This is a genomic window from Burkholderia lata, assembly GCF_000012945.1.
Classification (GTDB): Bacteria; Pseudomonadota; Gammaproteobacteria; order Burkholderiales; family Burkholderiaceae; genus Burkholderia; species Burkholderia lata.
The window spans coordinates 3,560,087-3,587,082 of sequence record NC_007511.1 but is presented as its reverse complement, the minus strand read 5'-3'; the positions used below and the strand labels follow the sequence as shown (position 1 = coordinate 3,587,082).

The 26,996-nt window shown below is 66.2% G+C and carries 24 protein-coding genes and 1 pseudogene; 11 read left to right on the top strand and 14 right to left on the bottom strand.

Going from position 1 to position 26,996, the window contains the following annotated elements; translation table 11 throughout:
• Positions 1 to 65 precede the first annotated feature (65 nt).
• Both BCEP18194_RS38585 and BCEP18194_RS38580 read right to left on the bottom strand, forming a co-directional pair.
• Entirely contained in the window at positions 66 to 446 is a 381-nt protein-coding gene (locus BCEP18194_RS38585; protein ID WP_011356768.1) for a DUF2471 family protein, read from the bottom strand.
• A 148-nt stretch (positions 447 to 594) separates the two neighbouring features.
• The gene (locus tag BCEP18194_RS38580; protein WP_011356767.1) at positions 595 to 1,206 is read right to left on the bottom strand and encodes a helix-turn-helix domain-containing protein; all 612 of its coding nucleotides are present in this window, start codon (positions 1,204 to 1,206) and stop codon (positions 595 to 597) included.
• A 161-nt stretch (positions 1,207 to 1,367) separates the two neighbouring features.
• Here BCEP18194_RS38580 and BCEP18194_RS38575 point away from each other — a divergent pair, with 161 nt between their 5' ends.
• Complete coding sequence (locus BCEP18194_RS38575) at positions 1,368 to 2,567, top strand: glycine C-acetyltransferase (protein WP_011356766.1); 1,200 nt, start codon at positions 1,368 to 1,370, stop codon at positions 2,565 to 2,567.
• 13 nt (positions 2,568 to 2,580) lie between these two features.
• Entirely contained in the window at positions 2,581 to 3,609 is a 1,029-nt protein-coding gene (tdh, locus tag BCEP18194_RS38570) for an L-threonine 3-dehydrogenase (RefSeq protein ID WP_011356765.1), read from the top strand.
• A gap of 393 nt (positions 3,610 to 4,002) precedes the next feature.
• Here the strand turns inward: tdh and BCEP18194_RS38565 are convergent, their stop codons facing one another.
• Complete coding sequence (locus tag BCEP18194_RS38565; RefSeq protein WP_011356764.1) at positions 4,003 to 4,419, bottom strand: hypothetical protein; 417 nt, start codon at positions 4,417 to 4,419, stop codon at positions 4,003 to 4,005.
• Positions 4,416 to 5,054 (bottom strand): GNAT family N-acetyltransferase, encoded by a 639-nt coding sequence (locus tag BCEP18194_RS38560; RefSeq protein WP_011356763.1) that lies wholly within the window; start codon positions 5,052 to 5,054, stop codon positions 4,416 to 4,418. The genes BCEP18194_RS38565 and BCEP18194_RS38560 overlap by 4 nt, the downstream gene beginning before the upstream one ends.
• Before the next feature lie 182 nt (positions 5,055 to 5,236).
• Here BCEP18194_RS38560 and BCEP18194_RS38555 point away from each other — a divergent pair, with 182 nt between their 5' ends.
• Entirely contained in the window at positions 5,237 to 5,842 is a 606-nt protein-coding gene (locus BCEP18194_RS38555) for a TetR/AcrR family transcriptional regulator (protein ID WP_011356762.1), read from the top strand.
• 63 nt (positions 5,843 to 5,905) lie between these two features.
• Positions 5,906 to 6,385 carry a DUF1348 family protein gene (locus BCEP18194_RS38550; protein ID WP_011356761.1) on the top strand — a complete coding sequence of 160 codons (480 nt, stop codon included), beginning with the start codon at positions 5,906 to 5,908 and terminating at the stop codon, positions 6,383 to 6,385.
• A gap of 502 nt (positions 6,386 to 6,887) precedes the next feature.
• Here BCEP18194_RS38550 and BCEP18194_RS38545 read toward each other — a convergent pair.
• A complete protein-coding gene (locus BCEP18194_RS38545; protein WP_011356760.1) occupies positions 6,888 to 7,973 on the bottom strand; it encodes a tartrate dehydrogenase in 1,086 nt (361 codons plus the stop codon).
• Positions 7,974 to 8,090: 117 nt separating this feature from the next.
• Between BCEP18194_RS38545 and BCEP18194_RS38540 the strand changes: the two genes are divergently transcribed.
• Positions 8,091 to 9,014, top strand: a complete 924-nt coding sequence (locus BCEP18194_RS38540; protein ID WP_011356759.1) for a LysR substrate-binding domain-containing protein — start codon at positions 8,091 to 8,093, stop codon at positions 9,012 to 9,014.
• 160 nt (positions 9,015 to 9,174) lie between these two features.
• Here the strand turns inward: BCEP18194_RS38540 and argC are convergent, their stop codons facing one another.
• A complete protein-coding gene (argC, locus tag BCEP18194_RS38535; RefSeq protein WP_011356758.1) occupies positions 9,175 to 10,122 on the bottom strand; it encodes an N-acetyl-gamma-glutamyl-phosphate reductase in 948 nt (315 codons plus the stop codon).
• Positions 10,123 to 10,242: 120 nt separating this feature from the next.
• Here argC and BCEP18194_RS38530 point away from each other — a divergent pair, with 120 nt between their 5' ends.
• Positions 10,243 to 11,127 carry a LysR family transcriptional regulator gene (locus tag BCEP18194_RS38530; protein WP_011356757.1) on the top strand — a complete coding sequence of 295 codons (885 nt, stop codon included), beginning with the start codon at positions 10,243 to 10,245 and terminating at the stop codon, positions 11,125 to 11,127.
• Between the two features lie 73 nt (positions 11,128 to 11,200).
• Here the strand turns inward: BCEP18194_RS38530 and BCEP18194_RS38525 are convergent, their stop codons facing one another.
• The 4 genes from BCEP18194_RS38525 to BCEP18194_RS38510 all read right to left on the bottom strand — a co-directional run bounded on the left by BCEP18194_RS38525 (position 11,201) and on the right by BCEP18194_RS38510 (position 14,651).
• Entirely contained in the window at positions 11,201 to 11,665 is a 465-nt protein-coding gene (locus tag BCEP18194_RS38525) for a hypothetical protein (protein ID WP_041493432.1), read from the bottom strand.
• A 60-nt stretch (positions 11,666 to 11,725) separates the two neighbouring features.
• Positions 11,726 to 12,943, bottom strand: a complete 1,218-nt coding sequence (locus BCEP18194_RS38520) for a patatin-like phospholipase family protein (RefSeq protein ID WP_011356755.1) — start codon at positions 12,941 to 12,943, stop codon at positions 11,726 to 11,728.
• Positions 12,944 to 13,072: 129 nt separating this feature from the next.
• Positions 13,073 to 13,858 (bottom strand): 3-hydroxybutyrate dehydrogenase, encoded by a 786-nt coding sequence (locus tag BCEP18194_RS38515; RefSeq protein ID WP_011356754.1) that lies wholly within the window; start codon positions 13,856 to 13,858, stop codon positions 13,073 to 13,075.
• A gap of 52 nt (positions 13,859 to 13,910) precedes the next feature.
• On the bottom strand, positions 13,911 to 14,651 hold the full coding sequence (locus BCEP18194_RS38510) for an acetoacetate decarboxylase (protein ID WP_009687317.1): 741 nt from the start codon (positions 14,649 to 14,651) through the stop codon (positions 13,911 to 13,913).
• Between the two features lie 442 nt (positions 14,652 to 15,093).
• Here BCEP18194_RS38510 and BCEP18194_RS38505 point away from each other — a divergent pair, with 442 nt between their 5' ends.
• Positions 15,094 to 15,675 (top strand): undecaprenyl-diphosphatase, encoded by a 582-nt coding sequence (locus tag BCEP18194_RS38505; protein WP_011356753.1) that lies wholly within the window; start codon positions 15,094 to 15,096, stop codon positions 15,673 to 15,675.
• Between the two features lie 26 nt (positions 15,676 to 15,701).
• On the opposite strand, the gene BCEP18194_RS38500 is transcribed toward BCEP18194_RS38505, so the two are convergent.
• The 3 genes from BCEP18194_RS38500 to BCEP18194_RS38490 form a co-directional block, all read right to left on the bottom strand.
• Entirely contained in the window at positions 15,702 to 15,926 is a 225-nt protein-coding gene (locus BCEP18194_RS38500; RefSeq protein WP_011356752.1) for a hypothetical protein, read from the bottom strand.
• Between the two features lie 173 nt (positions 15,927 to 16,099).
• Positions 16,100 to 16,921 carry a siderophore-interacting protein gene (locus BCEP18194_RS38495; RefSeq protein WP_011356751.1) on the bottom strand — a complete coding sequence of 274 codons (822 nt, stop codon included), beginning with the start codon at positions 16,919 to 16,921 and terminating at the stop codon, positions 16,100 to 16,102.
• Between the two features lie 38 nt (positions 16,922 to 16,959).
• On the bottom strand, positions 16,960 to 17,670 hold the full coding sequence (locus tag BCEP18194_RS38490) for a PadR family transcriptional regulator (protein ID WP_011356750.1): 711 nt from the start codon (positions 17,668 to 17,670) through the stop codon (positions 16,960 to 16,962).
• An 814-nt stretch (positions 17,671 to 18,484) separates the two neighbouring features.
• Between BCEP18194_RS38490 and BCEP18194_RS38485 the strand changes: the two genes are divergently transcribed.
• The 4 genes and pseudogenes from BCEP18194_RS38485 (at position 18,485) to BCEP18194_RS38470 (ending at position 25,623) form a co-directional block, all read left to right on the top strand.
• Positions 18,485 to 19,486, top strand: a complete 1,002-nt coding sequence (locus tag BCEP18194_RS38485; protein ID WP_011356749.1) for an FHA domain-containing protein — start codon at positions 18,485 to 18,487, stop codon at positions 19,484 to 19,486.
• A pseudogene (locus BCEP18194_RS38480) lies at positions 19,483 to 22,344 on the top strand (TOMM system kinase/cyclase fusion protein); the annotation flags it as partial. The gene BCEP18194_RS38485 and the pseudogene BCEP18194_RS38480, both read left to right, overlap by 4 nt.
• Positions 22,345 to 22,469: 125 nt before the next feature.
• Positions 22,470 to 23,924, top strand: a complete 1,455-nt coding sequence (locus BCEP18194_RS38475; protein ID WP_011356747.1) for an aldehyde dehydrogenase family protein — start codon at positions 22,470 to 22,472, stop codon at positions 23,922 to 23,924.
• Positions 23,925 to 24,009: 85 nt separating this feature from the next.
• Positions 24,010 to 25,623, top strand: coding sequence for a GMC family oxidoreductase (locus tag BCEP18194_RS38470; RefSeq protein ID WP_011356746.1), 1,614 nt, complete (start codon positions 24,010 to 24,012; stop codon positions 25,621 to 25,623).
• 67 nt (positions 25,624 to 25,690) lie between these two features.
• On the opposite strand, the gene BCEP18194_RS38465 is transcribed toward BCEP18194_RS38470, so the two are convergent.
• A complete protein-coding gene (locus BCEP18194_RS38465) occupies positions 25,691 to 26,578 on the bottom strand; it encodes a SphA family protein (protein WP_011356745.1) in 888 nt (295 codons plus the stop codon).
• Positions 26,579 to 26,996: the final 418 nt, after the last annotated feature.

Sequence of the window (26,996 nt, the reverse complement as noted above, 5' to 3'; positions counted from 1 at the left end):
TCCGCAACGTCTCGGGCAGCAAGAGGCTGGACAAGGCCGCCATACGCGGCGGCCCGGGCTGGGGGTCAGTCACCCCATGCCTTGGACGGGCGGTGAACGCGCGCGGGCGGCGCCGTGTCGTTCGACGCGGTTGACGCTGCTTCATAGGCGAGAACCGCGAACGAAAAAACGGCGGGCAGCGCATTCGAGCGCCCGAAGTCGATTGGATCGTCCGTTTCGGGAAACGCCATGTCCAACTGCCGTTCGAACAATTGACGCATGCCGGTCTCGTGCCGGCTGGCAAAGCCGAGATCGGCGAGTGCCTCGGCCTCGATGGCATGCAGCAGGCGCCACGTCAGCGGGACGCGCTGGTGGATGTAGCGCCCGGCGATATGCCGGACGATCAGCTCGAGATCGTGCGCGGCAGCCTTGAAGCTGAGCGCGGCCAAATCTTGTTCTTCTGTCATTGCAGGCTCCTGTCGACCGGGCGGGCGCCTCGGTGCGCCGGCTCCGGCCCATGCATGGCGGAATGTCCGTATACTGTACAAACATACAGTACTTTCCGCAACTGGCCTGCAATGGATCCTTTGGCCCTTTGGCCAGCTATTCGCGCCGTCAGCGATGTATCACGATGAGCAGTGCCCGCGCCTCGGCCTTGCCGGGATTGCGGATTGCGTGCGGCTCATCGGCCGGGTAGCGCGCGGTGTCGCCCACTTTCAGGCGCCGGCTGGCTGCCGCGGCTTCGATTTCCATCGCGCCCTGCAGCACGGTGAGGTGCTCGCGCGTGCCGGGTTCGTGGGCGTTCGATATCAGTGCGCCGCCGCCAGGCAGCGTCAGCTCGTACCACTCGAACTTGCCGGCGAGGTCGATCGGGCCCCAAACGCGCAACTGGTAGCGGCCGTCATGGCCGGCGAGCGTCGGGATGTCGTGCGGGCCGTCGACGCGGATGGTCTCGGCTGCCTTCGGCTGCGAGAACAGCTCGTCGAGCGTGATGCCGAGTGCATTCGTCAGCCGCCACGCAACGGCGATCGTCGGGTTGGCCTTGTCGCGTTCGATCTCGGAGAGCATCGATTTCGATACGCCGGCCGCGCGCGACAGGTCGTCGAGTGTCAGCTTGCGTTCGTTGCGCAGCCGCTGGATCTGCTCGCCGACACGCGGCGGCGTTGCGGCCGGCGGTTGCGGTGCGGCGCTGGCAGGTGTGCGCCGCGAACCGGAGGAACTTGCCATTTGGATTCCGTTCGCTTAGAGTTGTTCGATATTTCGAATTCTAGTTCGGAATATCGGATAAATGCGGTCAACCGAACGACCGACTATAACAGTAGCAGGCCGTTGCGCCGCCGCCACGAGTGGCGCGTTGCGGAATGCGAAACCCTGTCAGGAGCTTTGCGATGCGTGATGCCTTTCTCGCCCAGGTGCGCGGGACGCTGGACCAGATCCGCGCGGACGGTTTTTACAAGACCGAGCGCGAGATCGCGAGTCCCCAGGCGGCGGACGTGCGGCTCGCCGGTGGTGCCGGCGTGCTCAATTTCTGCGCGAACAACTATCTGGGTCTGGCGAACGATTCGCGCCTGATCGACGCGGCGAAGGCCGGCCTCGACCAGGACGGCTTCGGCATGGCATCGGTGCGCTTCATCTGCGGCACGCAAACCGTGCACAAGCAACTGGAAAGCGCGCTGGCCGCGTTTCTCGGCACCGAGGACAGCATCCTCTATTCGAGCTGCTTCGACGCGAACGGCGGGCTGTTCGAGACGCTGCTCGACGAGAACGACGCGGTGATCAGCGACGAGCTGAACCACGCGAGCATCATCGACGGCGTTCGCCTCTGCAAGGCGAAGCGCTTCCGCTACAAGAACAACGACCTGGCCGACCTCGAGGCGAAGCTCAAGGAAGCCGACGCAGCGGGCGCGCGCCACAAGCTGATCGCAACCGACGGCGTATTCTCGATGGACGGCATCATCGCCGATCTCAAAGGCATCTGCGATCTTGCCGATCGTTACGGCGCGATCGTGATGGTCGACGATTCGCACGCGGTCGGCTTCATCGGCGCGCACGGCCGCGGCACGCCCGAGCATTGCGGCGTCGAAGGCCGCGTGGACATCATCACGGGCACGCTCGGCAAGGCGCTCGGCGGCGCATCGGGCGGCTACGTCGCCGCGCGTCGCGAGGTCATCGAACTGCTGCGCCAGCGCTCGCGCCCGTATCTGTTCTCGAACACGCTCACGCCGAGCATCGCCGCGGCATCGCTGAAGGTGCTGGAACTGCTCGGCAGCGAAGAAGGTGCGAAGCTGCGCGAGCGCGTGCGCGAAAACGGCGCGCGGTTCCGCAAGCAGATGACCGAAGCCGGCTTCACGCTCGTGCCGGGTGCGCATCCGATCATCCCGGTGATGCTCGGCGACGCGCAGCTGGCGACGAACATGGCCGACAAGCTGCTCGACGAAGGTGTCTACGTGATCGGCTTCTCGTTCCCCGTCGTGCCGCGCGGTCGCGCGCGCATCCGTACGCAGATGAGCGCCGCGCATACGCCCGAGCAGATCGACCAGACGGTCGCCGCGTTCGTGCGCGTCGGCAAGTCGCTCGGCATCATTTGACGGAGGCGCGATCATGAAAGCACTGGCAAAGCTCGAACGCGGCCCCGGCCTCACGCTCACGCGCGTGAAGCGTCCTGAAGTCGGCCACAACGACGTGCTGATCAAGATCCGCCGCACGGCGATCTGCGGCACCGACATCCATATCTGGAAGTGGGACGACTGGGCGCAGAAGACGATTCCCGTGCCGATGCACGTCGGTCACGAATACGTCGGCGAGATCGTCGAGATGGGGCAGGAAGTGCGCGGCTTCGCGATTGGCGATCGCGTGTCCGGCGAAGGCCACATCACGTGCGGTTTCTGCCGCAACTGTCGCGCGGGGCGCCGGCATCTGTGCCGCAACACGGTCGGTGTCGGCGTGAACCGCGAAGGCGCGTTCGCCGAGTATCTGGCGATTCCTGCGTTCAACGCGTTCAAGATTCCGCCGGAGATCTCCGACGATCTCGCATCGATCTTCGATCCGTTCGGCAACGCGACGCACACGGCGCTGTCGTTCAACCTCGTCGGCGAAGACGTGCTGATCACCGGCGCGGGCCCGATCGGCATCATGGCCGTCGCGATCGCGAAACACGTCGGCGCGCGCAACGTCGTGATCACCGACATCAACGACTACCGGCTCGAACTCGCGCGCAAGATGGGCGCGACGCGCGCGGTCAATGTCGCGCGCGAGTCGCTGCGCGACGTGATGTCCGACCTGCACATGACCGAAGGCTTTGACGTCGGCCTCGAAATGTCGGGCGTGCCGAGCGCGTTCACGAGCATGCTCGAGGCGATGAACCACGGCGGCAAGGTCGCGTTGCTCGGCATTCCGCCCGCGCAGACGGCGATCGACTGGAACCAGGTGATCTTCAAGGGGCTCGAGATCAAGGGCATCTACGGCCGCGAGATGTTCGAGACCTGGTACAAGATGGTCGCGATGCTGCAGAGCGGCCTCGACCTGTCGCCGATCATTACGCATCGTTTTGCGGCCGACGATTACGAGAAGGGATTCGCCGCGATGTTGTCGGGTGAAAGCGGCAAGGTGATTCTCGACTGGACGGCCTGAGTGCCGAAGGGGCGGTGCGGCGTGTTTGCCGCCTGCCCCGTTTTTGTTTTACGTCTGCGTTTTCGAGTCGAAGCACGCGAATCCGGGCTCAAGGTGAGATTATTCGGGAGCTGTGTTTGCGCGCCGAATCGCGATGCGATCGCACATCGGTGACCTGCAATCGAACGTTCACTTCACCCGTCGGCAGTCGCCTCGCTTCCCGCCATCACGCCGTTCGGCACCTGCTCCCCCTCTTCCGGGCACTTCCCTCGTGGCTTGTCGTGTGATCGTTCGCGACGCACCCATGCGATGCGTGTCGAACCGCGCCATCAACCGTGAGCCTTCACGTGTCGTTGCGACTCACTCATGCGCGATGCGATCGACGTCAATGGACATCGATCGGTGCGCAGACCGCTACTTGATCCGTTCACCATTCAACCCTCGCGGGTCGAGCTGAAGACTCAACACGACGAGCCAGCGCTTCGGGCACCGCGGCGCGATGTCGGCCGGCTCGCCATGCGCGCCGGGAACGGTGACGAACCCGTGTCGGGCCGCGTGTTGATATGCGCGCAACGCATCCGCCTGCAGCCAGAAGCTGACCAGCGCGCACGTGACGAAGCGGAACAGCAGCACCGTCGCGGCATCCGGCGCGAAGCCGGTCATGACCAGCAGGCCTTCGAACGCGAACGCCAGCGCCTGGGCAACCGCGATCGTGAGAATCGTCAGCTTCAACACACCGCGCAGTCGCCGCGCCGCGCGCACGCGTGCCTGCCGGATGTCGAGCCGGGTGTGATCGTCTCCGCCATCGCGCTTCGGCATATCGTGTTTCATGAAGCGGCACCGACTCGGCGCGTGACGTCGAACTGCGTCGTGTCGCCGGCAACGATGCGACCGTTCGCGACGCCGACGGCTTTGCACAGGATCGTGCTGTCGTAGTTGTGTCCCGGAAAGCGCATCACGTCGACCGGTTGAAATCCTTCGCGACGATAGAACTCGATGAGCCGGATCGCCGCATACGGTGCGTCGAGTGCGAGGTGCGTCGCGCCGCGCGCGGCGGCCCGCCGTTGCGCGAACGCGAGCAGCGAACGGCCGATGCCGCGATCCTGCCAGACGGGATCGACGGCCAGTTGGCCGAGCGTCGCCACGTGCCGGCTGCGGTACGGATCGCAGCGCGAATCGGGATCGTGCGAACGCATCGTCATCGTCGCGACCAGGTGCGCGTTGCCGAGTGCGACGAAGCACTCGCCGGTGAGCACGCGTTCGCGTGTCGCCGAGGCCGGCTGATCGACGCCCGGGCAGTTGAAGCCCAATGCGCCGAGCGGCGCGAACGCGCGATGCAGCAGCGCGGTCAACGTGTCGTACGAATCGTTGTGCGGGTCGAAGCGCCGTACGACGACGCGGCCGTCGAGCCGTTTCGCATAAGCCGCATAGGCGCGCGCGGGGCGCGCGGATTCCGGTCGCTGCATGATGTCCTTTCGCCCAGACAGGGTGACCGAAGTGTAGTGAGCGTCGCGCGTCCGCTTCAAGAAAAAATGTCGTAAACGCGCCGGGCCGCGTCGCGTGGCCCGGCCGCGATTCAGCCCTCTCGCCGACAGGGCTTTTTCATGCCGGGGTTGACGATGGAGAACGATCGTTCTACCGTAAACCCATGAACACACTTCACGACCCCTCCGGCGAACCGGGCGTTCGCGACCGGCTGCTCGATGCAGCCGAAGCGCTGATCTATTCGGGCGGCATCCACGCAACCGGCGTCGATGCGATCGTCAAGCGATCCGGCGCGGCCCGAAAGAGCTTTTATTCGCATTTCGAATCGAAAGAGGCGCTGGTCGTGGCCGCGCTCGAACGTCGCGACGAGCGCTGGATGCGCTGGTTCGTCGATGCAACGCTGGCGCGCGGCAAGGCGCCGCGCGTGCAGTTGCTCGGCATGTTCGACGTGCTGCGCGACTGGTTCGGGCAGCCCGACTTCCACGGCTGTGCGTTCCTGAACGCATCGGGTGAGATTCCCGACGCGGATGACCCTGTGCGCGTCGTCGCGCGTGAGCACAAGGCACGCCTGCTGGCATTCGTACGCGAGCGGTTCGATGCGTATGCCGACGAAACCGGCATCGAGCGCCGCGGGCTCGCGCGCCTGGCGCGCCAGTGGCTCGTGCTGATCGACGGCGCAATCGGTGTGGCGCTCGTCAGCGGCGATGCAAACGCTGCGCGCGATGCGCGCGCAACGGCCGAACTGCTGCTCGACGCGGTGTCCCGCTAGTCGAAGCAGCGAATCCGAACCGGCCGCGAGTGTCCGTGGCCAGAACCTGAACAGGAGCAATCCATGTCCGCATCCCCCGAAGTTCGTCCGCCCGTTCCGCCCTTCACGCTCGAAACGGCACGCCAGAAGGTGCGCGCCGCCGAGGACGGATGGAACACGCGCGACCCGCAGCGCGTGTCGCTCGCCTATACGCCGCAAAGCCAATGGCGCAACCGCGCGGAATTCGTGACCGGCCGCGACGAGATCGTCGGGCTGCTGCAGCGCAAGTGGACGCGCGAGCTCGACTACCGGCTGATCAAGGAGCTGTGGGCGTTCGACGGCAATCGCATCGCGGTGCGCTTCGCATACGAATGGCATGACGACGCCGGCAACTGGTTCCGTTCGTATGGCAACGAAAACTGGGAGTTCGACGAAAACGGCCTGATGGCACATCGTCACGCGAGCATCAACGACCTGCCGATTCGCGAGCAGGATCGTCTCTATCACTGGCCGCTCGGCCGTCGTCCGGACGATCATCCGGGGCTGTCCGACCTCGGGCTGTGACGCGCGCGTCGACTCGACGGATCGACGAACATGTCACCGGGCTTCAACGGTGAGGAAATTCGGGAGTCGATGCACCGAAGGTGAGATTTTTCGGGACGAGGTGAAATGTCGCGTCGGACTGTGTGCCGTGAGCCGTTCGATGCGGCATCGTGCCGGGCAAAACGGACCGGCCCGTACAACACGTCGGCATCGCGTGAGGCCCGGGTTGGCATGCAACGGTGTGCTTCACCGCGTGATGCATCTCACCGATCGCACAGGGCTGAGAGTGGATTGACGATCGGTGTGCACGCGCGCGGTGTGCAACTCACCGATCGGATCGACGTCGAAAACGGATAGCGCGAGCCGTGCGCGTTGCGGTGTGACGTTGCTCACCGCTCAACTTCATCAGACAGGCATCGGCATCCACACCAGTGCGCAAACACATTGCGTGTTGCTCACCGCTCACCGCACGCGGATTCTCGCCACCACTACCCGGCGCGTACGAACGCGCCGGGCGTGATCATCAGCCCGCGATTCTCGCGGCGATCGCCTCACCCACTTCCTGCGTCCCCGCGTTGCCGCCGAGATCGCGCGTATGCGGCCCCGTGCGCAGCACGTCCTCGATCGCGGCGACGATCGCATCGTGCGCTTCGCGTTCGCGGCCCGCGCCGTTGCCGAGGAAGTCGAGCATCAAGGCCGCGGACCAGATCATCGCGACCGGATTCGCGATGAATTGCCCCGCGATGTCGGGCGCGGAGCCGTGCACGGGTTCGAACAGCGACGGAAACTTGCGGTCGGGGTTCAGGTTCGCCGACGGCGCGATGCCGATCGTGCCCGTACAGGCCGGCCCGAGATCCGACAGGATGTCGCCGAACAGGTTCGACGCGACGACGACGTCGAAGCGGTCCGGCTGCAGCACGAAACGCGCACACAGGATGTCGATGTGCTGCTTGTCGACGGCGATGTCGGGATAGCGTTCGGCCATCTCGGCCGTGCGCGCGTCCCACCACGGCATGCTGATCGCGATGCCGTTGCTCTTCGTCGCGACGGTGAGGCGCTTTGCGCGCCGCTGCGCGAGGTCGAACGCGAATTTCAGCACGCGCTCGGTGCCGTGACGCGTGAAGATCGACTGCTGCATCACGATCTCGCGCTCGGTGCCTTCGAACATCGTGCCGCCGACCGACGAATATTCGCCCTCGGTGTTCTCGCGCACGATCATGAAGTCGATGTCGCCCGCGCGGCGGCCGGCGAGCGGCGACGGCACGCCGTCGAACAGGCGCGCGGGCCGCAGGTTGATGTACTGGTCGAATTCGCGGCGGAATTTCAGCAGCGAGCCCCACAGCGAAATGTGATCGGGCACCGTCGCCGGCCAGCCGACAGCGCCGAACAGGATCGCGTCCATGCCCGACAGTTGTGCCTTCCAGTCGTCCGGCATCATCTTGCCGTGCTGCGCATAGTAGTCACAGCTTGCCCAGTCGATCCGGACGAAGTCGAAGCGGACGCCGAAGCGCGCAGTCACGGCATCGAGTGCGCGCAGGCCCTCGGGCATCACTTCACGGCCGATGCCGTCGCCGGGGATCACGGCAATCTTGTAGGTCCTGTCGGTCATGCAAAGCTCCTTGGCGGGTAGGCTGGCCGCGGGGAGAGGCAGCGGCACGTCACGCCATTCTATTTATTTCCATCCGGATTAAAATCGCGCGAAAGGTTAATCGACTTTCCACGAATCGTGAACAAATCGCCGAATCTCGACGACCTGCGCGTGTTCAGCCTGGTCGTCCGCCTGACCAGCTTCAGCGCGGCCGCGGAGCAGCTCGCGGTATCGCCCGCCTATGTCAGCAAGCGCATCGCGTTGCTCGAGGCGCAGCTCGGCACGCGGCTGCTGCATCGTTCGACGCGCCGCGTGACGGTCACGGAAGCCGGCGAACGCGTGTATGCGCGCGCCGAGAAGATCCTCGACGACGTCGATCATCTCGTCGAGGACGTATCGACCACGCGCACGGTACCGCGCGGCACGCTGCGCATTTCGAGCAGCTTCGGCTTCGGCCGGCACATCGTCGCACCGGCCCTGCTCGACTTCACCGCGCGCTTTCCGCAGCTGAATGTGCGGCTCGACCTGTTCGACCGGCTCGTCGATGTCGCGGGCGAAGGCTACGACCTCGACGTGCGCATCGGCGACGAGATCTCCGATCACCTGGTCGCGCGCCGCCTCGCCGCGAACTACCGCGTGCTGTGCGCATCGCCCGACTATCTCGCACGGCGCGGCACGCCGCGTTCGCTCGCAGATCTTGCGTCGCACGACTGTCTGGCCATCAAGGAGCGCGATCACCCGTTCGGTGTCTGGCGGCTGAACGTGCGCGGCGAAACGGCAACGGTGAAGGTCGGCGGCGCGCTGTCGACGAACCATGGAGAAGTGGCGGTGCAGTGGGCACTGGCCGGGCGCGGAATCGTGTTGCGCTCGATCTGGGAAGCCGCGCCGCTGATCGAACGCGGCGCCCTGTGTCGCGTGCTGCCGGACGCCATCCAGCCCGCGAACATCTGGGCCGTGTATCCCGAGCGCGTCGCGGCGTCGGCGAAAGTGCGCGTGTGCGTGGATTTTCTGGTGGAGACGCTGGCCGGTTTGAATGTCGCGGCGGGTGACGAAACGGCCTGAAACCGGCTAAAGGTGAGCTTTTACGGGGGGCTGTGCGGAACCTCGGCAGGCACCCGTTTCCGGCTCGCAATCGCGTCGCGGGCCGGTAGCGTCCACCTCGCACCGACGCATTCGCGGCCGCAATGAGCAGGGCCGGCCGACGATGGTGCTCGCACGCGCCTTATGCCGCTTTCGCCACGTCTGCCGCGCCGAGCATCAGGTCGAGATTCTGTACGGCCGCGCCCGATGCCCCTTTGCCGAGATTGTCGAACACGGCCGACAGCAGCACCTGGCCGTGCTCGGCATTGACGAACACGCCGAGCCGCATGTCGTTGGTGCCGTTCAGCGCTTGCGGATCGAGATGCGTGATCGCTTGCGTGTCCGCGAGCGGCGTGACGTCGACGTGACGCGCGTCGGCGTAATGGTGCGCGAGACACGCATGCAGCTGCTCACCGGTCACACCGGCAGGAAGCAGGCGAAGCTCGATCGGTACGGTGAGCACGATGCCTTGCCGATAGGCACCGTAGGCCGGCACGAACATCGGGCGATTCGTCAGACCGGCATGCAGCTGGATTTCGGGCACATGCTTGTGCGCGAGTGCGAGCCCGTAGACCTGTAGCGGTTTCGCTTGCGAAGCATCGCCCGACTCGAATGCGTCGACGGCGGCCCGTCCGCCGCCGGAGTATCCGGAGACGGCATGGATGCTCACCGGGTAGTCGCGCGGCAGCAGGCCGGCCTGTTGCAGGGGGCGCAGCAGCGCGATCGCGCCGGTCGGGTAGCAGCCCGGATTCGTGACGCGCCGAGCGTGCGCAATCGTCTGCGCGTGCCCGTTCGCCATCTCGGGAAAGCCGTAGACCCAATCCGGCTGCGTGCGATGGGCCGAACTCGCGTCGATCACGCGTACCGCCGGATTCCGGATGAAGCCGACCGCTTCGCGCGCGGCCGCGTCGGGCAGGCACAGGATCGCGATGTCGGCTGCGTTGATCGCTTCGGCGCGCCGCACGGGATCCTTGCGCTCGGCGTCCGGCAGCGTGACGAGCTGCAGGTCGATACGCCCGCGCAGGCGCTCGTGGATCAGCAATCCGGTCGTGCCTTGATCGCCGTCGATGTAGACAGTGGGCTGGCTCATGGTGGTCGCGTTCCTTCGGTTCGGTCGTCGGGAAAGCCGTATCGTCCGCCGAACGCCTAGAATAGGAAAAGTTGAATTTACTGACTGCCAGATTCAGTTTTCTTGAACGAGAGGTGGGGAATGCGCGAGATCAGCCTGGACCGCCTGCGCACGCTGGTCGCCATCGCGGACCACGGGTCCTTTGTCGCGGCGGCGCAATGGCTTCATCTCGCGCCGCCGACCGTCAGTCTTCACATTGCCGAACTGGAAAGCCGCATCGGCGCACCGTTGCTGTCCCGCACGCGCGGCAACGTGCGGCCGTCGCCCATCGGCGAAGTGTTGGTGGAACGGGCGCGGCGTCTGCTGGCCGAGGTCGAATCCACGCTGGACGATGTGCAGCGGCAGGTGCAGGGGTTGACCGGGCGCGTACGCCTCGGCGCATCGACCGGGGCGATCGCGCACCTGCTGCCGCAGGCGGTGGCCCGGTTGCGCGAGCAGCATCCGGACATCGATGTCCAGATCGCGGTGCTTACGTCGCACGACACGCTGGCGCGCATTGCGCAGGGCACGCTCGATATCGGACTGGTGGCGTTGCCGCAGACGGCGGTCGCGGGATTGTCGATCCGCGCGTGGCGGCGCGATCCGGTGATGGCGTTTCTGCCGGCGGACTGGCCGCTCCCGGCGCGCGTCACGCCCGGCTATCTGGCTGCCCGCCCGCTGATACTCAACGATGCGACCACGCGCCTGTCGCGGCTCACGACGGAATGGTTCGCGCTCGGCGGCCACCGGCCGGAACCACGGATCGAACTCAACTACAACGATGCGATCAAGAGCCTGGTCGCTGCGGGTTACGGCGCGACGCTGCTGCCGCACGAGGCGGGGGCCCCGCTATCCGACGCACGCGTCGTCATGCGGGCGTTGCGTCCGGCGTTGTGGCGGGAACTGGGTATCGCGCATCGGGCGGGAGCGGTCGAACGGGCGACACAGCACGTGCTCGATGCGTTGTGGGCGTTGAAGGCGCGATAGCGCGCCGGCATGCGGGAACGGCATTGCGGCTGTTCGTTCGTGCCGGCCGCATCTGCATCCGCGGCATGACGCCTTAAAGCCGGTTGTCCTTCGCGAGCGTCAGCACGCGCGCCCAGCGTTGTGCATCGCGCTTGTCCATCATCGGCAGCTTCCACTCGCTGCGCACGGCATCGCGCACGTGCACGACGAGATGCCAGCGGCCGCCGATCGGCGCGGCCTGACAGCCGTCGAGTTGCGACAGCGTATAGCGGCCATCCGCGCCGTCGTGCGACAGCCACAGCAGCCCCTGCGTCGCGGACACACGCAGCTCGCCCCACGCGCGATGCACGACGTGGGTCCAGCCTTCTTCCTTCGTATTCGGTGCGATGTCGCGGCGGCGCTTGATCCACCACGCGATCAGCGCGATCAGGATCGCGGCGGCGAGCACGGCGGCCGCGATGGCAACCGGCTGGCCGAACTGCGCGGCGATGACATGAAACAGGTGAACCGCGCCCCATCCGAGAGCGATGAGCGCGAAGAGTGCGATGAAGATCGGCATGGCGAATCGGGAAAGAAGACGGACCGGCGCATCCATCGCGCCGATCCGTCGCACACGGCATTACCGTTTGCGGTGAATGTCGTGCGTCACGAAGCCCGAGTCGTTGTTGGGCAGCGCGAGGCCGTCCTTGACTGCGAGCGTCTTGCGGATGTCGTCGAGACCCGCGGACCAGTGGTCACGCATCGTCGACAGACCGAACTGATAGTCCTTGTAGTGATGTTCGTACGCCTTCTGCTGGTAGATCAGGTGCTGGATGTTGTACTTCTTGCTGCACGACATCGCATCGGCCTCGACGCACCACGGATCCGCCTTGCGCTGTTCTTCCGGCACCTGGTCGAGCACGTGGCGCAGCACGTTGCGGTAGCGCTGTTCGCGCTGCAGCGTGTCGGTGACGAAACGCGTGCGGCTCGAATACTGGACGTCCTTCGTGCGCTCGGCGACGTCGGCCATCGAGCGCGGCAGCGGCCCGCGCGCGCTCCACAGATCGACCTGGAACGCGAGCGTGTCGCGGCGCGGCCGGGCACGGAGCACTTCCATCAGCGGCGTATTCGACACCACACCGCCGTCCCAGTAGTACTCGCCGTCGATCTCGACCGGCGGGAACGCGGGCGGCAGCGCGCCGGACGCCATGAAATGCTCGGGCGCGAGGCGGGTGCGCGTGTTGTCGAAGTACACGAAGTTGCCGGTGCCGACGTTGACCGCGCCGACCGACACGCGCGTCTCGCCCGAGTTGATCCGGTCGAAATCGCACAGCTTCAGCAGCGTCGCGCGCAGTTGCGACGTGTCGTACCAGCTGATCTTCTCCGGGTGATCGGACACGCCCGGCACCGGCGGCGGAAAGCGCGGCACGAAGAAGCCCTGCTGGCCCTGCATCATCGCGCTCGCGGCCTGCGACGCGGTGAAGAACGTGCGGATCTGGTCGATGCTGTTGAACAGCGCGAATTCGAATGCGGCCGGAACCGTCGGGAAGAACGCCGGCTTGCAGATCGTTTCCCAGAACTCGCGCAGCCGCTCGACGCGATGCTCGGGCGCATTGCCCGCGATCAGCGCGGTGTTGAGCGCGCCGATCGAGATGCCCGCGATCCAGTCGAGCGGAATGCCCGCCTCGTGCAGCCCTTCGAACACGCCGGCCTGGTACGCGCCGAGCGCACCGCCGCCTTGCAGCACGAGCGCGATCGTCTCGTACGGCAGCGTGCGCGCGGCGGCCGGTGCGCCGACCTCGTGATGCAGGTCCGCTGCATCGACGGCCTGTTTTTCTGTTCGGGCGTGCGGTTTCATCAGTTCTCCGAGAAATCCCGCCATTCATGGCGGAGACGGATGGCGCGACGTCGACGGACGGCGCACCATCGTGAGTAGTGAGAATAGGCGGTGATGCGGGAATCGCCTCCCTTCAGGGAGGCGGGGGCGTTACTGCATGAACCAGCCGTGGCTGACGATGAACGACTGGCCCGTGAGCGCGGCGCTCGGGAAGGCCGACAGGAACAGCACCGTCTGCGCGACGTCCTGGACGGTCGTGAACACGCCGTCGACCGTATTGCCGAGCATCACCTTCTTCACCACTTCCTCTTCGCTGATGCCGAGCTCCTTCGCCTGCTCCGGAATCTGCTTGTCGACCAGCGGCGTGCGCACGAAGCCCGGACACACGACGTGCGAGCGCACGTTGTGCTTCGCGCCTTCCTTTGCCAGCACGCGCGCCAGGCCGAGCAGGCCGTGCTTGGCCGTCACGTATGCCGACTTCAGCGGCGACGCTTCGTGCGAGTGCACCGAACCCATGTAGATCACGACACCGCCGCGATCGTCCTTGTACATGTGCTTGAGCGCGGCCTTGGTCGTCAGGAACGCGCCGTCGACGTGGATCGCCTGCATCTTCTTCCAGTCGGAGAACGCGTAGTTCTCGATCGGGTTGACGATCTGGATGCCTGCGTTCGACACGAGGATGTCGACCGAGCCGAACGTTGCGGCCACCTTGTCGATCCCGCTGTTCACGGCTTCCTCGTTCGTCACGTCCATCGCGACGCCGATCGCCTTGCCGCCCGCCTTGACGATCTCGTCGGCAACGGCATTCGCGCCGTCCTGGTTCAGGTCGGCGATCGCAACGGCCGCGCCCGCCTTGGCGAGCTCGAGTGCGATTTCCTTGCCGATGCCGCTCGCGGCGCCCGTGACGACTGCGGTCTTGCCATTCAGGTTGCTCATGTTCGAATTCCCGTGGTGAAAGGATTGACAGGGAGAAAGGACTGCGGACGTGTTACTGAGCCAGGTAATCGTAGACGACTTCGCCGAGACCCAATGTCAAATCTGCGACCAGGTGGCGGGCTTCGACGATTTCGAGCACCGGCAGATCGGCCACGGGCGCGAGTGCGTGCGGCGCCAGCTCGAGCGATGCGGGGCCCGTCCACGCGCCCTTCATCTTGATGTCCTGCATGTAGTAGCGCACCAGTTCGCAGACGCGCGCGGTGCCGTCGACGTGCGGGATGATCTTCAGCAGGAAATTGGGGCCGGCGAGACGCTTGGTCTGCTCGTCGATGTCCAGTTCCTTGTGCTTGTAGCCCATCGTGCCGGTGGCGACGCGCACCTTGCCGTAGTCGAGCGTGCCGAGGATGTGGTCGGTGTTCACGTGCAGCGTGGGCGACGCGAGCTTCTTCGGGAAGCCCCACAGCTCGCGGCCGCCGGCGATCGGCGGGTGATCGTCGAGATACATCGCGAGCGTATAGCCGCCCGGCTGGCCGTTGTATTCGACGGGAATCACCTGACCGCTTTCGGTGTAGTCGCCGAAGCCGGTGGAATCGGCCATGCGAATGAATTCGTAATGCACGAGCGGCTCGGTGACCTGCAGCGGCTCGGGGACGATTTCGCGGAGACGGTCCGGATCGGTGCGATACGTGATGATCAGAAACTCACGATCGACGAAACGGTACGGGCCCATCGGGAAGGCAGGGCTGGTCAACGGCATCGCAAACGCTTTCGATCGGACATCGCTGGGTTTCATGCGGACTCCTTGTTGTTGATCGCTTCGTGGATGAGTGCTCGTAAGCTCGTAATCCTATGCCTGTGCGTTACCGTTGTGCGATGCCGCATTTGGAATTAATTGTTGCCGATTTCGAAGCATTCGCAGCGTAAATATTGAGATGAATGACGCAAACGGCCTGGACGACACGCGGCGTCCCGATGTTTGCACACGTCGATGACGCCACGATGTGAAAAAGGTGAGTCTTTACGGGGGGCTGGGTGAGCCTTTTCGGGAGACGGTCGCGCGGGAATATGACAATTTCGTGAACTTGTGTTGCAGTGCAGGCTCTAAGTGCGTTCGCCGCCGCGGGCTTCGTCGCGTGCGGCCGCCCATTAAGCATCGCTTAAGCGGGTACGCCTTAGCATCGTTCGTATCAGGCCGGGCAACCGGCCGATTTTTTACGCCCCACGCAACCGGATTCATGCAGACCCTCAATCTCACCCTCTTTTCCGCCATCAACGCCGGGGTTGCGCCGCAGCCGGGCGTTGCCCGCCTCGCCATCTTCGCCGCCGACTGGCTCGTCTATGCGTTGCCCGCGATGCTGCTGCTGACCTGGATCTTCGGCGCGCGCCAGTCGCGGCGCCAGGCGATCGAAGCCGGCGTCGGCGTGTGCGTGGCGCTCGTGCTCGCCCAGGTCATCGGACATTTCTGGTTCTCGCCGCGCCCGTTCATGGCCGGTGTCGGCACGCAACTGATTCCGCACGCGCCGGACAGCTCGTTTCCGAGCGATCACATGACGTTCGCGTGGAGCATGGCGGTCGGGCTGATGCTCGGCGGCACGACCCGGCTCACCGGGTTCGTGATGGCCGCGATGGCCGTGGCGATTGCATGGGGACGTATCTATGCGGGCGTGCACTGGCCGTTCGACATGGCGGGCGGCGTGCTGGTCGGCACGGCCGGCGCGCTGGCTGCGCACCTGTACGGGCAACGCGTGACCGCGCGGCTCGAACGGCTCGGCGATTCGGTGCATGCCGTCGTGATGGGCCGCCGGCACGCGCCGTAAGCGGCAGGAGATCGGGCAGGACGCCGTCAGCCGGGTGTCTTGGCCGATTCGGCCGATGCGGACGGGCCGCCGCCCGCATCGTGTAGTTCAGGGGTATCGGCCGGGTGTTGCGTGGCGTCGCGGTCGAGTGCGCTTTCCTTCAGGATCGCGCACATCGCGACGAACAGCGCGAGTACCACCGCGGCAAGGCCGCAATAGCCGGCGATCTTCAGGTTGCGAAGGAACGGCGACGCGTGGCTTTCTTTTGTCATGACCGGGCGCTCCTGGGCGGGCTGCGGCGGCTGTCGCCCGACAGCGGCGTCGCACCCACAGATATATACCAGTCGCGATCGCGGTGCCAAGCCCGCTGGTGCGCCGACGCCACGATTGTGTCATCGGCCGGTCAACCTCAATCGGGTACCCCTTGACCGGGTACCCGCTCCCGTCAGTCTTCCAGCGTTTCGTGCACGGCCGCCGCGCCGCGCTTCCAGTAGGCCGCCGCGCGGATGCGCGACTTGTCGACGCCGCGCTCGCCGGTCAAATGCTGGCGTACCGCACGCATCGACAGCGCTTCGCCCGCCGCCCACACGTAGCCGTCGCCGGACGGCGGCAGCGGCAGGTCGCGCACGGCATTCAGCAGCACGTCGCTGTCCGCCGCGTCGGCTTCGGCGCGGAAGCGCCAGATTTCATGCACGTCGGCGCGGGTGTCGAACGCGATCTGCGCGGTGCGATCCGCGACTTCCATCACGACGGCCACGCGCGCACCGGCCGGCAATTCCTCGAGACGCCGCGCGACTGCCGGCAGTGCCGTATCGTCGCCGATCAGCAGGTGCCAGTCGAAACCGGTCGGGACGACGAACGAACCGCGCGGGCCGCCGATGCCGAGCCATTGGCCGACGCGTGCCTGGGCGGCCCACTGCGACGCAGGGCCCGGGTGGTTCAGCACGAATTCCAGATCGAGTTCGCCGGCGGCGCGGTCGAAGCGGCGCGGCGTGAAGTCGCGCGCGACCGGCTTCGGCTCGCCTTCCGGAAACTCCGGACCGTTCGCGCCGAGCGTCGGCAGCACGGGCCGTTCAGAGCCGGGCGGCGGGAAAAATACCTTCACGTGATCGTCGAACGACGCGGATTCGAAATCCGCGAGATCGGGGCCGCCGAGCGTGACGCGCAGCAGGTGCGGCGTCACGGCGTGCACGCGCAAGACTTGCAGCAAGCGGAACTTGAGGGTGTGGCGCACGCGGGTCACGGTGCGGTCGGATGTGTTCTGCATCAATCCGTTCTCCTTAGGGTTTGACGGGGCGGCGCGGATCACGCGCCGGTGCCGCCTTCGATTTCGGCCGTCGCGCGGCGCATGATGGCCGCGATGCGGCGCTGTTCGTCGGCGTCGGCGGCGCTCTTGTGCAGCAGCGCGCGCTTGAGTGCGAGGCGAGCCTCGACGAATTCCGGCAGCCAGCCCGCTTGCGCGTCGTCCTGCGTTTCATTGCCCGCCGATTCCCCGGCGAACGCGCGGCGCATGAACTCCATCTTGCGCGCGAGGTGCGTGAGGCGGGCGAACAGCGTGTCGACGCGTTCGCGCTGGGCATCGAGATGCGCGCGGCCGGCGTCGGTCAGCGCATAGCGCTTGCGGTTGCCTTCCGCCTGCGACGCGACGAAACCGACTTCTTCGAGATACGTGAGCGCCGGATACACCATGCCGGGGCTCGGGCTGTAGAAACCGTTCGAACGCGTGTCGAGCGCCTTGATCAGCTCGTAGCCGTGGCTCGGTTGCTCGGCGACCAGGGCAAGCAACAGCAGCTGGAGATCGTCGGAGCTGAACTGGCGGCCGCGCGGCATGCCGTCGTCGCCGAAATCGCCAAAGCCGCCGCGCCCGCCACGGCCACCGAACGGGCCGCCACCAAACGGATCGTGGCCGCGACGGTGGCGGCCGATCGCGTACCAGAGACCGGCGAACCAGTCAGGGCGGCCATGCGCACCATGACCGTCGCATCGGGCATGGCCGCGGGAAGGGTTGTGTCGCATGATCGAGTCCTATATGTCGAAAAACATATCTAAAGATATATATCGAAAGATAGGTCGTCAAGGAGATTTATTGGGGCTGGATGATGGGGTGAGGATGGAGCTGGCAGCGTGCGGCGGAGATTGCCGTCGATGCGTTCCAGCTCGTTCGTTGGCGAGTCGGTCACGACGATCGGACGGTCGACGCGTTGCCGGCTTCTGCAGCCTTGGCCAGCGACAGATCGTGACGCAGCGACGTGCTGGCACGTATCCGCTTGCCGATGACACCGCGAGACATTGGCCGTGACGCACTAGAACTGCGCAGTAATTCATGTAATGCAATCTACTAAAATGCCGATGGCCATTATTTAAATCGTTTGAACTATTTAATTTATTTTTTTTGATCAAACAAAATTTCCGCGCCGGCAAAGGTATTTAAATGCGTCCCGTCATCCAATGAGGTGCTTCTGCTCGACTCAAGCCTGTCATGGATCGCGGAGTCGTGAAGATTTTCGACCCTTTATATTTGAACTGAAGCTTTGCCGAAAATGTAAAGCATTGCAATATCAAAACGGTATTTGAGCATTTCGATTGCGATGCATGATTTTGTTTGGCAGGATTTTCATCAAGTTGCTCGACTTAAAAAAACAAAACGGCAGGCCATTCAATCAGCCGAAATAACACGTGCCGGATGAGCAACGATTCGAAAGGAAGCTGACGAAGGAACTGGTAACGAGGCGGCGAACGGTCGACATCGTTCGCGATCATTGAATCAATCGCTTTCCCGGGCGTCGACGCGTCACTCGAGCGACCCGGGCGAATCCGACACGGGGCAGCCATGGCGATACTCAAGAACGATTCTTCCGGGGAAGCGTGCCTGCTCCGCGCGTATCACGTGTTCGGTCGCGATACCGCGCGCTGCGATACGGTCATCCGCGACGCGTCGGTATCCCGTGTCCATGCCCATATCCGCTGGGCCGGCGGGCTATGGGAGCTCCACGATCACAGCAGCAACGGCACGTCGGTATCGGGCGTGCCGTTGCGCGACGGCGAGCACGCGGTGCTGCAGCGCGGCGACGTCATCCGGTTCGGCACGGCGGGTGTCGCTCCCTGGCGCGTCGATGCGCTCGACGATCCGGCCGATACGCTGTGGCCGGTACGGGGCGCCGTGCATCCGATCGTGCTCACGCCCCGCCAGATCCTGGCTGCCCACGCCGCGCAGCCGGTCACGATCGTCCAGTCGCCGGCCGGCGAATGGCTGTGCGACGACACGTTGCCGCCGCGCGCGCTCCATGACGGCGATGAAGTGTCGACGGGGGGCTTCACGTGGCGCGTGGCGCTCGTGCGCCATGGCTCGACCATGACGCTGCGCGCGCCTGCCGATCCGACCGCGCCGTCCCGACTGCTCGAGTTCTTCGTCAGCCGGGACGAAGAACACGCACGTGCGCTGCTGCACATTCGCGGCGGTGTGGTCGACCTCGGCGAGCGCGCGCATCACTACAGCCTCGTCACGCTTGCCCGCGCACGCTCGGCCGACATGCAGGCCGGCTACGACGCCGCCACGCAAGGCTGGATCGAACTCGACCGGCTGGCGCGCATGCTCGGTATCGATACGTCCCATCTCAACGTGCAGATTCATCGCGCCCGGAGCCAGTTCGCGGCGCTGCCGGGGCTGGACGCGAGCCAGCTCGTCGAGCGGCGGCGCGGCAGCGTCCGCTTCGGCGATTTCCCGTTCCGCGTCATGCGTGGCGAGCGCCTCGAGTGCCAGTCGGTGCCGCGCGTCGAGCCGCGTATCGGCATGCATCGTCCGGTGCCGGATCCGGTCGTCTACTGCTCGTGAACGCGGAACGACAACCCGGGTTGCCGACGGCGTCACGCGCACGCGTCGGGCCGCATACGCGTGAATCGCCGCAGCCCGCCGCGCCCTTCGCGACGTTGGCCGGCAAGCGGCATTACCGGCTCGGTGCGTTGCTCGGTGAAGGCGGCAGCGGCGTGGTGTTCCGCGCGACCTGCTGCGAGACGGGGCAAGACGTCGCGATCAAGCTGATGCGGGACGATGTCGCGCGGACCGCAACCGAGCGCGCGCGCCAGCGCATGCGCTTCCGGTGCGAGACAGGCCTGTGCGAGGCGCTACGTCACCCGAACATCGTGGCGTTGCTGGACAAGGGCGAGGCACCCGACGGGCGGTTGTTCGCCGTATTCGAACGCGTGCAGGGCCGGACCCTGCGCGACCGGCTTGCGATGGAGGGGCCGTTGTCGGCCGTCGACACGGGGCGGCTGATGACGGAGGTGCTCGATGCGCTCGCCGCTGCGCATCGCCGCGGCATCGTGCACCGGGATCTGACGCCGCACAACATCGTGATCGCGATGGCCGACGACGGGCCGCACGCGAAGCTGCTCGATTTCGGGATCGGTGCGCTGTTGCCCGGCACGGCAGATATCGCGCCGCAGGCCGCGACGCTCGCGGTCGAGGTGCTCGGCTCGCCGTCATATTGCGCGCCCGAGCAATTGCGCAACGAACCGCCGACGCCCGGAAGCGACCTGTATGCGTGGGGCCTGGTCGTGATCGAATGCCTGACGGGCGAAGTCGTGATGCAGGGCGCAAGCGTGGCCGACATTCTGTATCAGCAGCTCAGCCCGGTGGATATCGCGCTTCCGCGGTCGGTCGCGTCGCATCCGCTCGGCTCCGTGCTGCGGCATGCGTTGAGCAAGAATCCGGCGCAGCGTGCCGCCTCGGCCGACGAACTCGCGGCGCAGTTTCGCGCGATCAATTTCGCTGCGCTCGTCGGCCCGTTCGATGCCGGTCGTGCAAGCCGGCGCACGCAGCCGCACCCGTTCACACCGCGCAGCGAGGCAGTCGCAACGGCTGGCGAATACCGGCAGGTCACCACGCTGTGCTGTTGCGTGACGATCACCGGAGACGGCCGGCAACGTCATGCGGGAACCGATCACGGCGCCCTGCTCGACCGCTACGAGGCGCAATGGCTGACGAAGTGCGCGGATATCGCCGTCGGCTATGGCGCGCAGGTCGATGAGCGGCTCGGCGACACGCTGCTGTTCCATTTCGGCCTGCAAGGCGATATCGACCGGCCCGCGCGCCGCGCGGCGCGTGCGGCACTCGACATGGTGCGGGTGGCCGGGCGCGCACGGCTGCCGGTGCCGGCCGACGCCCGCGATGCCGTCGGTGGTGAAGGCTGGCACGTCGAAGTGGCCGCCGCGATTCACGTCGGGCAGGTTCTCGCGCATGCGTCGCAAATGTCGGGCGGATCGACGCCGGCCGCCGCGTCGCGGCTGTTGCGGCTTGCCGGGCCCGGGCAGATCCTGATCAGCGACGATGCGCGGCTCGCGCTCGAACGGCATGCCGACTTCCGGCCGACCGGGTTGCGGCTGGCGCGGGCGGGCCTCGCGCCGCAGCCGGTGCACGAACTGCTCGGCGAGTGTCGGGCCGATACGCCGTTCGATTCGCTCGACGGCGGCATGAGGGTGCCGATGATCGGCCGCACGCGTGAACTCGACACACTGCTGCGCGCGTGGCAGGAGACGTGCGCACGCCATCGTCGTGCGATGCGCGGCGTGCCGCGGCTCGTCGTCGGCGATGCGGGAATCGGCAAGTCGCGCGTCGTGCATGCGCTGTGCGAGGCCGTGCGGACACAGGGCCACGCGTTCGCGTATTGCGGGTGCCTGCCCGAGCGGGAGAATCATGCGCTGTTTCCGATTCTGCGGTTCATCAGTGCGCATTGGCAACTCGATGCCGACAGCCCGCCCGGTACCACGCGCGCGGCGATCGACGCGATGCTCGCGCCGCTCGAATGCGATCGTGTGGCGGCCCGTGTCGCGCTGTCGACCTGGCTGGGGTTGCCCTGCGATGCGAAGGAGGCACGGTGGTCGGGCGCACGCGAACCGCACGCGCTGTTCGACGTGCTCGAGCAATTGATCGTGTCGCTTGGCAAGGGCGCGCCGGTGTTGCTCGTCGTCGAGGATGTGCAGTGGATCGACCGCTCGACCGAGGCCTTTCTTGCGTTCCTGCAGCGCTCGCCGCGCGCGGCGGCGCTCTGCGTCGTGCTCACGTCACGACCCGCCCGACTCGCTCGTTGGCGTGGCGCGACCGAACGCCAGGTGCTGCGCCGCCTGTCGCGCGACGATGCGCAGCGCCTGATGTCGGCATGCCTGGGCCAGGGCGCGCTCGATCCGGCCCGGCTCGACCCGCTCGTCCATCGGACGGCAGGCATTCCGCTGTTCATCGAGGCCGTCGCGCGCGAGCTGACGATGCGTGGGTCGGACGGCTCGCTCGCCGGGCTGCGGACGACCGACCCGTGCCCGCTTCCGCTCAGTCTCGGCGGAATGCTCGGACGCGCGTTCGACCGGATCGACGACGCGCGCGACACCGCGCAGCTCGCCGCGACGATCGGGCTCGAGGTGGATGCGCACTTGCTGGCCGCGGCATCGCCGCATGATCGCGCGACGCTCGACGCGCACCTGCAGCTGCTGCTAGAAGAACGGATCATGTACGCGCAGCATCGGCGCGATCGCGTGTTCTATTCGTTTCGCCATGCGTTGATTCGCGACGCGGCGTACGCGTCGATGCCGCCGGCCGTGCGATGCGCCAACCATGCGCGAGTCAGCCGCGCGCTGGCCGCGCAAACCGATCGCGGCGCCGGCGCGCATGCGAACGGCGTCGACGGACACTGCGCGCGCGCGTGCATGTGAATCCTGCATTCGATGCACGGATGTCCCAGCGGCGCCGCAACCCGCGTCCTACAGTGGGCCAGATATGCCGATCCGCCTTCCAGCGCCGGATCGGCCTTTAATCTGGAGACAGCCACATGACAGCCGAATACACCCTTCAACACCGGATCGCGGGCGAGGCATGCGACGCCGCACAGGGCGAGTGGTTCGAGAAATTCGAACCGTGCACCGGACACCTGCTTGCACGCGTGGCGGCCGGCACCGGTGCGGACGTCGACCGGGCCGTGCGCGCAGCCCGCGCGGAATTCGACGGCGGACACTGGAGCCGGTTGCCCGGCGCGGCGCGGGCGAAGCTGCTGCATCGGCTGGCCGACCTGCTCGAGCACGACGCTGAGCGCTTCGTCGAGCTGCTCGTGCGCGAACAGGGGCGCCCGGCCCTGGAAGTGCGCATGATGGACCTGCCGATGTCGATCGACACGCTGCGCTACTTCGCCGGATGGGCGGACAAGCTCGAAGGCCGCCAGATTCCGACCGGCGGCTTTATGGGGCGCCCGACCGTCAACTACACGGTGCGCGAAGCGGTTGGCGTCGCTGGCCTGATCGTGCCGTGGAATGCGCCGCTGATGATCGCGTGCTGGAAGCTCGCGCCCGCGCTCGCGGCCGGCTGCACGGTCGTGATCAAGCCGTCGGAGGACGCGCCGCTCGCAGTCGGCGCGCTGGCGGACCTGGCGGCGCAGGCGGGCTTTCCGCCGGGCGTCGTGAATCTCGTGCACGGCATCGGCGCGTCGGTCGGCGCCGCGCTGGTCAATCACCCGGGCGTCGACAAGATCAGCTTCACCGGCAGCACCGAGGTCGGCCGCACGATCGCGCGCGAAGCCGGCGCCCGGTTCAAGCGGCTGACGCTGGAACTCGGCGGCAAGGCGCCGCAGATCATCTTCGACGACGCGAATCTCGAGCAGGCGATCGCCGGCGTTGCGATGGGGTTGTTCGTCAACCAGGGGCAGACGTGCGCGGCCGGCACGCGCGTGCTGGTGCAGCGCCGTCACTACGACGACGTCGTCGGCGCGCTCGCGCATGCGGCGCGGTCGGTCAAGGTAGGCACGCCGTTCGACCCCGATACGCAGATGGGCGCGCTGATCAGCGCCCGCCATGCCGATCGCGTGAAGACGCACATCGCAGCGGCGCTGCGCGACGGCGCGACGATGGTCGCGGGCGACGAGCCGGTGCCGTCGCAGGGCTTCTTCGTGCGGCCGACCGTGTTTGCGAACGTCGATCCGGCGATGCGCATCGCGCGCGACGAAGTGTTCGGGCCGGTCGGCACGATCATTCCGTTCGATACGGAAGACGAGGCCGTCGCGCTGGCGAACGACACCGTCTATGCGCTGTCAGCATCGCTGTGGACCCGCGATCTCACGACCGCGCACCGCACCGCGGCCCGGCTGCGGGTCGGCGCGGTCGCGGTGAACGCGTGGAGCCCGCTCGACGCGCGGCTGCCGTGGGGCGGTTTCAAGGAGAGCGGCGTCGGGCGCGACCTGTCGCAAAGCGGGCTCGATGCGTACCTGGAGGAGAAGGTCGTCACGATCGCGATGTAGCCGCGCACGTTCCGGCACGGAGACACCACAACAACAAGATCGCGGGCGTTGCGTGGCTCGCCCGCCTATCCCACTCGACAGACACATGACTACTCAAGACCTGACCTTCGATTACGTCGTCATCGGCGCGGGTTCCGCCGGTTGCGTCGTGGCCGCGCGGCTGATCCAGCAGAACGCCGGTTCGGTGCTGCTGCTGGAAGCCGGCACGCGCGACGACAATCCGTTTCACCGGATTCCGGGCGGCGTGATGCAGGTGTTCCAGAAGAAATCGTGGCCCTACATGACCGAACCGCAGCCGAACGCGAACGGCCGCAGCATGATCATCGCGCAGGGCAAGGTGCTGGGCGGCGGCAGTTCGGTCAACGGGATGATCTATATCCGCGGGCAGCGCGAGGACTACGACGACTGGGCGACGCAGTGGGGATGCACGGACTGGCGCTACGACGACGTGCTGCCGTATTTCATGAAGGCGGAAGCGAACGAAAGCCTGGGGCCCGCGTATCACGGCCAGACCGGCCCGCTGCCCGTCAGCGAGAACCGCTATCGCCATCCGTTGACGGCCGCGTTCATCCGGGCCGGGCAGGAAATGGGGCTGCGCTACGTCAACGACTTCAACGGCGAAGTGCAGCAGGGCATCGGCTATTACCAGACGACGACGCGCAACGGCGAACGTGCGAGCACCGCACAGACCTATCTGGCGTCGGTGCGCAACGACGCGAAGCTGAAGGTGGTGACCGGCGCACTCGTGCACCGGATCCGGACCGATGCGGGGCACGCGGTCGCGGTCGAATTCAGCGAAGGCGGAAATGCGCCCGTGTCGGTGCGTGTGCGCAACGAGGTCGTCGTGAGCGCGGGGGCAATCGGGAGTCCGAAGGTGTTGATGCTGTCCGGTATCGGGCCGGCGGAGCATCTCGCTGCGCTCGGGATCGATCCGGTTGCCGCGTTGCCGGTCGGCCAGAACTTCCACGATCATCTGCACATGTCGGTGCAGGCGTCGATTCGCACGCCGGCGAGCCTCTATGGCGAGAACACGGGGTTCCGGGCGATGCGCCATTTCCTGCAATGGAAGTGCTTCAGGAGCGGGCTGCTGACCAGCAACATCCTCGAAGGCGGCGCATTCATCGATACGCTGGGCACGGGGCGGCCGGACGTTCAGTTCCATTTCCTGCCGCTGCTCGACAATTTCGACAATACGCCGGGAGAGAAGCCGCCCGCGAGCGAGCACGGCATGTCGGTCAAGGTCGGCCATCTGCAACCGAAATCGCGCGGGCAGGTGGGGTTGCGCAGCAAGGATCCGGCGGACCTGCCGAGGATCGACGCGAACTTCCTGAGCGACCCGGCCGACCTCGACGGTCAGATCCGGGCCGTTCAGGCCGGGCTCAGGATCCTGTCGGCGAAGGCACTGCAGGCGCACGTGAAGGAAATCGTCGCGCCGGCCCGGATCGATCCGGACGATCTGCCGGCGATCGAGCGATTCGTGCGGCAGGACATCAAGACCGTCTATCACCCGGCCGGCACTTGCAGGATGGGCGCGGACCCGCGCACGTCGGTGGTGGACCAGAAGACGCTGCGCGTGCACGGCTTCTCCAATCTGCGCGTGATCGACTGCTCGATCTGTCCGCAGGTGCCGAGCGGGAATACCAATGCGCCGGCGATCATGATCGGCGAACGCGGCGCCGATCTGCTGCTCGGTCGATGAAAGGGGCGGCGCAGGGATGACCTGCGCCGCCTTCGCGTCGGTCAACGCCGACACGGATCCGTTCGCATCAGAGCGGAAACACCGCCTTGAGCCAGAACGCCGCGCCTTCCGGGCGGTTTCGCACATCGGTTTCCATCTGGTATTTGGCGGTCACGAACCAGCCTTTCCCGCTGTCGTACTTAATCGACGGGCCGATCGCGAACGAACGGCCGCGATTGCCGGCGATGGTTTGCCCGGCCTGTGAGTCGTCCGTCATCTGCCGGTAGACATAGCCGCCCGCGCCGATCGTCAGGCCGTTGCCGAAACCCCAGCCCGCCGAATAGTCGACGATGAATTCCTGGCCGGACTGGTAGTCCGTCGCGTGGTTGCGCTGGTTGAAGGTCCACATGAGCTTCGCGTCGAACACCGGCCCGGTACGGCGGCCGTACGAAATGCCCGCGATCGGCTGGATCGCCCAGTAGTGTCGGCCGATGTTGGCCAGGTCGCTTTTGTCGTACCGGCCCGTCGGCGCGAAGACATCGACGGCGAGCAGCGTGTGGAGCGTCGGCGTGACGTGCCAGCCGAGCGCTGGGCCGAACGTCATGTCGCCGACACCGGTTCGCCGCTGAGCTTGCCCGCCCGCGTGCACGTCGAGCGTGACGAGCGGAAGCAGCGCGTGCATGGCCAGCGATGCGCCTGCAAATGTGTACGGCGTGACCCACACGATCCGCGGCGTCACCGAATACGCGGTGATGCTGAAGTCCGGCGGCGCGACGTTGCGGCCGTCGTTGTCGCGCAGTTCACCGGCGTGGTAGCGCTCCGCGTAGATCAGTGCATAGAGCCCCGGCGGCGGCAGTGCGCAGCACAGGTAGCCTTCCGCCCCGGTCGGGTAGACGGAGCCGCCGCCTTCGGTTGCGTGAGCGCCGTGCGCGACCGCGAGCGCGGACAGCATCACGGAAATGGAAAGTCGTTTCATCGTTTGTCTCCTCCTGCGGCGCGCGAGCGGCCGCCGTTTGTCTTCGGGCGGCGTGCGGGACGGCATCGGCCACGCACGTGAGGCCCGGCCGGAGGCCGGTTTCCGCCCGTCAGCAGGGTGCCGCGCCAGTTTCTCGATCGCATGTGTTTGCGTGCAGAGCCATCAGGAGTGCGGTGCATCTAGGTGAAATCTTTACTGCGTCAGGTAGCGTTCCGGCCGTGCATGGGAGTTGTGCGAATGTTCTTTTGCATCGACGCGCCGTACGCTACGAGCCGATCCCCTCTCATCGATGCTGGCCGGGCGCGTGTCGCCGCACGCGACCGGAAGTCGGGCGAGTCGATCGTCGCGCCCGCTGCAGGCTTACGCAGGCGGCCAGGCAATGGACGTACTTGAAAGCCGGATATTTCTGGAGGCGAAC

Coding starts and splice junctions, on each gene's coding strand:
- BCEP18194_RS38585 (WP_011356768.1), bottom strand. CDS start 446: ATGACAGAAGAACAAGATTTGGCCGCGCTCAGCTTCAAGGCTGCCGCG.
- BCEP18194_RS38580 (WP_011356767.1), bottom strand. CDS start 1,206: ATGGCAAGTTCCTCCGGTTCGCGGCGCACACCTGCCAGCGCCGCACCG.
- BCEP18194_RS38575 (WP_011356766.1), top strand. CDS start 1,368: ATGCGTGATGCCTTTCTCGCCCAGGTGCGCGGGACGCTGGACCAGATC.
- tdh (WP_011356765.1), top strand. CDS start 2,581: ATGAAAGCACTGGCAAAGCTCGAACGCGGCCCCGGCCTCACGCTCACG.
- BCEP18194_RS38565 (WP_011356764.1), bottom strand. CDS start 4,419: ATGAAACACGATATGCCGAAGCGCGATGGCGGAGACGATCACACCCGG.
- BCEP18194_RS38560 (WP_011356763.1), bottom strand. CDS start 5,054: ATGCAGCGACCGGAATCCGCGCGCCCCGCGCGCGCCTATGCGGCTTAT.
- BCEP18194_RS38555 (WP_011356762.1), top strand. CDS start 5,237: ATGAACACACTTCACGACCCCTCCGGCGAACCGGGCGTTCGCGACCGG.
- BCEP18194_RS38550 (WP_011356761.1), top strand. CDS start 5,906: ATGTCCGCATCCCCCGAAGTTCGTCCGCCCGTTCCGCCCTTCACGCTC.
- BCEP18194_RS38545 (WP_011356760.1), bottom strand. CDS start 7,973: ATGACCGACAGGACCTACAAGATTGCCGTGATCCCCGGCGACGGCATC.
- argC (WP_011356758.1), bottom strand. CDS start 10,122: ATGAGCCAGCCCACTGTCTACATCGACGGCGATCAAGGCACGACCGGA.
- BCEP18194_RS38530 (WP_011356757.1), top strand. CDS start 10,243: ATGCGCGAGATCAGCCTGGACCGCCTGCGCACGCTGGTCGCCATCGCG.
- BCEP18194_RS38525 (WP_041493432.1), bottom strand. CDS start 11,665: ATGCCGATCTTCATCGCACTCTTCGCGCTCATCGCTCTCGGATGGGGC.
- BCEP18194_RS38520 (WP_011356755.1), bottom strand. CDS start 12,943: ATGAAACCGCACGCCCGAACAGAAAAACAGGCCGTCGATGCAGCGGAC.
- BCEP18194_RS38515 (WP_011356754.1), bottom strand. CDS start 13,858: ATGAGCAACCTGAATGGCAAGACCGCAGTCGTCACGGGCGCCGCGAGC.
- BCEP18194_RS38510 (WP_009687317.1), bottom strand. CDS start 14,651: ATGAAACCCAGCGATGTCCGATCGAAAGCGTTTGCGATGCCGTTGACC.
- BCEP18194_RS38505 (WP_011356753.1), top strand. CDS start 15,094: ATGCAGACCCTCAATCTCACCCTCTTTTCCGCCATCAACGCCGGGGTT.
- BCEP18194_RS38500 (WP_011356752.1), bottom strand. CDS start 15,926: ATGACAAAAGAAAGCCACGCGTCGCCGTTCCTTCGCAACCTGAAGATC.
- BCEP18194_RS38495 (WP_011356751.1), bottom strand. CDS start 16,921: ATGCAGAACACATCCGACCGCACCGTGACCCGCGTGCGCCACACCCTC.
- BCEP18194_RS38490 (WP_011356750.1), bottom strand. CDS start 17,670: ATGCGACACAACCCTTCCCGCGGCCATGCCCGATGCGACGGTCATGGT.
- BCEP18194_RS38485 (WP_011356749.1), top strand. CDS start 18,485: ATGGCGATACTCAAGAACGATTCTTCCGGGGAAGCGTGCCTGCTCCGC.
- BCEP18194_RS38475 (WP_011356747.1), top strand. CDS start 22,470: ATGACAGCCGAATACACCCTTCAACACCGGATCGCGGGCGAGGCATGC.
- BCEP18194_RS38470 (WP_011356746.1), top strand. CDS start 24,010: ATGACTACTCAAGACCTGACCTTCGATTACGTCGTCATCGGCGCGGGT.
- BCEP18194_RS38465 (WP_011356745.1), bottom strand. CDS start 26,578: ATGAAACGACTTTCCATTTCCGTGATGCTGTCCGCGCTCGCGGTCGCG.